At 59.4% G+C, this 5,417-nt stretch carries 3 protein-coding genes and 1 tRNA gene; 1 reads left to right on the top strand and 3 read right to left on the bottom strand.

Annotated elements, in window-relative coordinates:
• From rpoD to NDI87_RS16185, 3 genes are all read right to left on the bottom strand, one after another.
• The coding region (gene rpoD / locus NDI87_RS16195) for an RNA polymerase sigma factor RpoD (protein ID WP_296276533.1) at positions 1-1,867 on the bottom strand (1,867 nt) is incomplete at its 3' end.
• Positions 1,868-2,111: 244 nt separating this feature from the next.
• Positions 2,112-3,971, bottom strand: a complete 1,860-nt coding sequence (dnaG, locus tag NDI87_RS16190; protein WP_296276531.1) for a DNA primase — start codon at positions 3,969-3,971, stop codon at positions 2,112-2,114.
• Positions 3,972-4,023: 52 nt separating this feature from the next.
• A complete protein-coding gene (locus NDI87_RS16185) occupies positions 4,024-4,782 on the bottom strand; it encodes a 3-hydroxyacyl-CoA dehydrogenase (RefSeq protein WP_296276529.1) in 759 nt (252 codons plus the stop codon).
• A 134-nt stretch (positions 4,783-4,916) separates the two neighbouring features.
• Here NDI87_RS16185 and NDI87_RS16180 point away from each other — a divergent pair.
• Positions 4,917-4,993, top strand: a tRNA-Val gene (locus NDI87_RS16180).
• Positions 4,994-5,417 lie beyond the last annotated feature (424 nt).

Here is a 5,417-nt window from a genome sequence, read left to right as displayed (position 1 = left end):
GGCTGATGCGGTTCATCTTGTTGATGGTCTCGATCATGTGCACCGGGATGCGGATGGTGCGCGCCTGGTCGGCGATCGAGCGGGTGATGGCCTGGCGGATCCACCAAGTGGCGTAGGTCGAGAACTTGTAGCCGCGGCGGTATTCGAACTTGTCGACCGCCTTCATCAGGCCGATGTTGCCTTCTTGGATCAGGTCGAGGAACTGCAGGCCGCGGTTGGTGTATTTTTTGGCAATGGAAATAACCAGGCGCAGGTTGGCCTCGATCATTTCCTTTTTGGCTGCGCGCGAGGCGTATTCGCCGGCGTTCATGCGCTTGTTGATGTCCTTGAGCTGGTCCAATGGCACCACCACCCTGGTTTGCAGGTCAATCAGGCGTTGCTGCAACTCTTGCACCGGCGGAATGTTGCGGCCCATCACCGCGCTCCAGGGTTTGCCGGCGGCGGCATGCTTTTCGATCCATTTCAGGTCCAGCAAATGGCTCGGCACTTTTTGATGGTGTTTGTCGCGACCGCTGAATTCAGCAATAAATTGCTCTTGCGGGTAACCGCATTTATCGACAATGATGCGGCGCAGTTCGCGTTCTTTTTTTCGCACTTCATCGACCTGTCCGCGCACCATGTCACAGAGCTTTTCGATGGTTTTGGCGGTAAACCGGATCGACATCAGTTCGTCTGACAACAGTCGCTGCGTTTTGAGGTAGCTGGGCGTGCCGTAGCCTTCCTTGTCGTAGGTTTTCAGAATTTTTTCGTGGTACTCACGCAGGCGATCAAAGCGGGCCATGGCCTCTTTTTTCAGCTCTTCGAGCTTCTTGGTCAGCGCTTTGGAGCCACCATTGCCATCGTCATCGTCTTCGGCATCAAATTCGTCAAAGTCTTCTTCGGCCACATAGTCGTCGGCCTCGTTGGGGTTGGTGAAACCATCGACGATGGTGGTGATGACCACCTTGTCGCTACGGATGTCTTCACCCAATTGCAGGATTTCGACAATGCTGGCGGGGGAGGCCGAGATGGCCTCCATCATGGCCATCAGACCGCCTTCGATGCGTTTGGCAATCTCGATCTCGCCCTCACGCGTGAGCAACTCCACCGTGCCCATTTCGCGCATGTACATGCGCACCGGGTCGGTGGTACGGCCAAACTCGCTGTCCACTGTGCTCAGCGCGGCTTCGGCTTCTTCCTCGGCTTCTTCTTCGGTGGCGGCAGTTGGGCCGTTCTGGTTGAGCAGCAGGGTTTCGGCATCGGGCGTGTGCTCGTACACCGCCACACCCATGTCGTTGAGCATCGAGATCACGACTTCAAGCGTCTCGGCATCGACCAGCTTGTCGGGCAGGTGGTCAGAAATCTCGCCGTGCGTCAGGTAACCACGGGTTTTGCCGAGCTTGATCAGGGCTTTGAGGCGCAGACGACGTTTGGCCAGGTCCTCTTCGGACAGAACCGTCTCATCCAGGCCAAACTCCTTCATCAGCGCACGCTCTTTGGCCTTGCTGATTTTCATGCGCAGCGGCTTGACTTTCTCGGTCGAGGCTTCGGCCACCTCGGGCTCGCCGACCAGGTCGTCCTCAATGTCCGTCAAGTCGATGTCATGGTCTTCGCTCTTTTTGGCTGCCTTGGCTTTTGGGCCACGCTTGGCAGGTATTTTGGCCGGGCTGGCAGCCTCAGCGGCTTTGCTGACCTTGGCGGTCTTTTTCTTTTCGACGGGTGCTGCCGCTGCAATGGCTGTTTTCTTATCTTCTGGGTGGGCTTGGGCTTTGGTCTTGGAGGCGGTCACGGGTGCGGCTTTCGATTTGGGAGAGGTCGTGGCGGTGGTCTTGGCAACGCTGGTTTTGGCTGTGGACGCAGCAGATTTTTGCGGCTTGGTAGCGGGCATGATGACACCTCAAAACAGTAATATCAGTATGGGCTAACGCTTTTGCAGCCAGCGTTGGGCAGGACGAGGAATAAACCAGGTCAGACAAGGTGTGTGGGCGAACATTTGGTGTGCAGTCCTTGCGGTAGGTTGGCCGGATGAAAAGTGTGTCATCAATTGGCCGGGCCCGGAGGTGCTGCTGTCGCGCTTGTCGGAAAAACGTTGGATTATACCTTTTGCCATCAACCTCGCGGCCATTATGGATTCAGGTGGCGGACTCCAGCAGCAGGCGGCGCGCCTGCAACTCGCGGTAACGCTGCAGGGCACCGGGGTCCACTTTGGCGGCCTCAATCGCCAGTGTTTCTTCGGTTTTGAGGTGTTCAATCAACATGCGGTTGATCAGATGGCGCAGTTCGTTGAGTTCTTCGGCGGGATCGCTGTCGGCGCCCAGTTCGTAACCGGCCATGAGCTTGAGCGCAAAGGCTTCGCTCTCGTGCCCTTGAAGCCCTTCCCGCAAGGCGACCCAGGGGATCGGGCCGTGCTCATGGAGTTGGCTCTCCAGCCAGGCAAACAGCGGACCATGAGGGGCTGGCAAACCGCACAGCAGGGCATGGTCTTCGGCCGACAGCGATTCCAGCGCCGCCATGTTGTCGAGCAGGATGCGCGCGGCGTGGTCGGCCCGGCTGGCGGGCAGACGGCTGCTGGTGATTCGCGCGGGCGCTTTTTTCTTGTAACTCCTGGCGCTGTAATCGGGGTAGTCCGGGCGCGAAGGCCCGCCTTTGGCATAGCCTTCGGAGCGTTCGCGTTTGACCTTGGCCGGGGCAGGGTGCCAGATGTCGGTGAGCTCGCGTGGGCTGAGTTGGACCAGATCGGCAATCTCCGTCAGCAGTTGTTGCTTGAGGGCGCCAGCAGGCAGCATTTCCCACAAGGGTTTGGCGTTGCTGGCCAGATGGGCGCGGCCCTCGGCGCTGTGCAGGTCGCAGCCGTCGCGTGCGGCATCGATCAAAAAACGGCTCAAGGGCACAGCTTCGCTGACATAGCGGGCAAAGGCGTCCTTGCCGTGTTCACGGATGAAGCTGTCGGGGTCGTGCTCGGGTGGCAAAAACAAAAACTTGACCGAGCGCACGTCGGTGGCCAGCGGCAGCGCGGCGTCGAGTGCCTTGCGCGCCGCGCGGCGGCCGGCGCTGTCGCCGTCAAAACTGAACACCACCGCATCGGTGAAGCGAAACAGCTTGTGCACATGCTCGGGCGTGCAGGCCGTGCCTAGCGTGGCCACGGCGTTGGGGAAACCCAGCTGCGCCAGCGCCACCACGTCCATGTAACCCTCGGTCACCAGCGCATAGCCGTGCTCGCGCAAGGCGTTGCGCGCCTCGAACAGGCCGTAGAGTTCGCGTCCCTTGCTGAACACCGGCGTTTCGGGCGAATTGAGGTATTTGGGCTTGTCGTCGCCCAGCACGCGGCCGCCAAAACCGATGTACTCGCCCTTGATGTTGCGGATCGGGAACATCACGCGGTCACGAAAACGGTCGTAGCGCTTGGCCTCCTGGCCTGCTTCTTCGCTCAGGATCACCAGGCCGCTTTCCACCAGCAGCGGGTCGTCGTAATTGGGGAACACGCTGGCCAGACTGCGCCAGCCCTCGGGCGCGTAGCCGAGGCCAAACTGTTTGGCGACCCGCCCGGAAAGCCCCCGACCCTTGAAATAAGCCACCGCGCGTTCGGAGCCCTTGAGCTGCTTTTGGTAAGCCAGGCAGGCTTTTTCCAGTACCTCGTTGAGCGTGCCTTGTTTTTGCCGCTGCTCGGCAGCGCGGGCCCGGTCCTGCGGGCTGGCATCGTCTTCCGGCACCTTCATGCCAAATTGCTGGGCCAGGTCCTGCACCGCCTCGACAAAGCTCATGCCGGCGTGTTCCATCAAAAAGCCGATGGCGTTACCGGTTTTGCCGCAGCCAAAGCAGTGGTAGAACTGCTTGGTCGGGCTGACTGAAAAAGAGGGCGACTTTTCGCTGTGAAACGGGCACAGGCCCATGAAGTTGGCTCCGCCCTTTTTGAGCGGCACATAGCGACCCACGATTTCCACCACATCGGCGCGGGCAAGCAGTTCCTGAACAAAGGTCTGGGGGATGGACATGCCCGGATTGTAGGAAGCCGCGCGCCCGACCGCTTGCCGCCGGGGCGATGGCTCAGCGCGGCGCCAGGCGAATGGCGCCGTCGAGCCGGATCACCTCGCCGTTGAGCATGTCGTTCTCGAAAATATGCAGCGCCAGCTTGGCGTAATCCTGCGGGGTGCCCAGGCGCGACGGAAACGGCACGCTGGCCGCCAGCGCGTCCTGCACTTCCTGCGGGAAGCTGAACAGCATGGGGGTGCCAAAAATGCCGGGCGCAATGGTCATGTTGCGAATGCCGTTGCGCGCCAGGTCGCGGGCAATGGGCAGCGTCATGCCGACAATGCCGCCCTTGGAGGCGCTGTAGGCGGCCTGGCCAATCTGGCCGTCATAAGCGGCCACCGAGGCGGTGGAGATCAGCACGCCGCGCTCGCCGGTGGACTCGGGCGCGTTTCGGCTCATGGCATCCGCGGCGAGGCGGATCATGTTGAAGCTGCCAATCAGATTGACACTGATGCACTTGCTGAACAAGGCAAGCGCGTGCGGGCCTGATTTGCCAACGGTTTTCTCTGCTGGTGCAATGCCGGCACAGTTCACCAGCCCCATCAATTTGCCCAAGCCTGTGGCGCAGGCCACCACGGCCTGGCCATCGGCCTCACTGCTGACATCGCATTTGACGAATGCGCCGCCAATGGACTTGGCCACGGCCTCTCCCTTGTCGGCCTGCATGTCGGCAATCACTACCTTGCCGCCCTTGCTGGCGAGCATGCGTGCCGTGCCTTCGCCTAAGCCCGAGGCGCCACCGGTGATGATGAATACCTTGCCTGCAATCTCCATGGTTTTCTCCAGAAAATGATTGACGTTAACGTAAACGTCAATTATGACGCAAGCATCCGCTGTGAATTTTCAATCTTTGAGCTTCAAAGCGGTGCGATATTGCGGCTATACTCTCGTTCTCTTTTGAGACCCTTAGGCGCGTAGCTCAGCTGGTTAGAGCACCACCTTGACATGGTGGGGGTCGTTGGTTCGAGTCCAATCGCGCCTACCAGATTTGGTAGTAAATCAAGCACTTAGCAGTTTTGTTAAGTGTTTTTTTTCGTCGGTACGGGAATAGTACGGGAAAGCGGGTATGGAAATTACTGCGGGTTTCGGCTCTCAAAGCCATATTTCATCGCAGATGGCCTCGTCCTTGCTAAGCGACGAGTCCACCTTTCAGGAACGCAACAGGTGGCCGAAATTTTGGTATACGGCGTCGCCCATGTGATTAGGGATGCCAGTGGCCGGGCCTACAACTGCACCACCTACATGAAGCACCGGGCAGGGATGATGCAACCTGGGTCGACTACTTGGATCACCTGGCCAATGGCTCGGACGTTATCGAGATCAAGGCGACCTAGCAGTTTCGGCTCTCGCTTAACTACAGCAGGATGATCCGAGCAAATATCTGGAATGCCTCGGACGCAAGTGGGATT

The sequence above is a fragment of the Rhodoferax sp. genome (assembly GCF_023701345.1).
In the GTDB taxonomy this organism is placed as follows: domain Bacteria; phylum Pseudomonadota; class Gammaproteobacteria; order Burkholderiales; family Burkholderiaceae_C; genus Rhodoferax.
Note: the sequence above shows the minus strand (reverse complement) of the source record. Positions and strands in the feature narration are given on the sequence as shown.

What these genes read in the sequence shown, in the direction of transcription:
- NDI87_RS16185 (WP_296276529.1), bottom strand. Translation starts at nt 4,782, where the DNA reads ATGGAGATTGCAGGCAAGGTATTCATCATCACCGGTGGCGCCTCGGGC.
- dnaG (WP_296276531.1), bottom strand. Translation starts at nt 3,971, where the DNA reads ATGTCCATCCCCCAGACCTTTGTTCAGGAACTGCTTGCCCGCGCCGAT.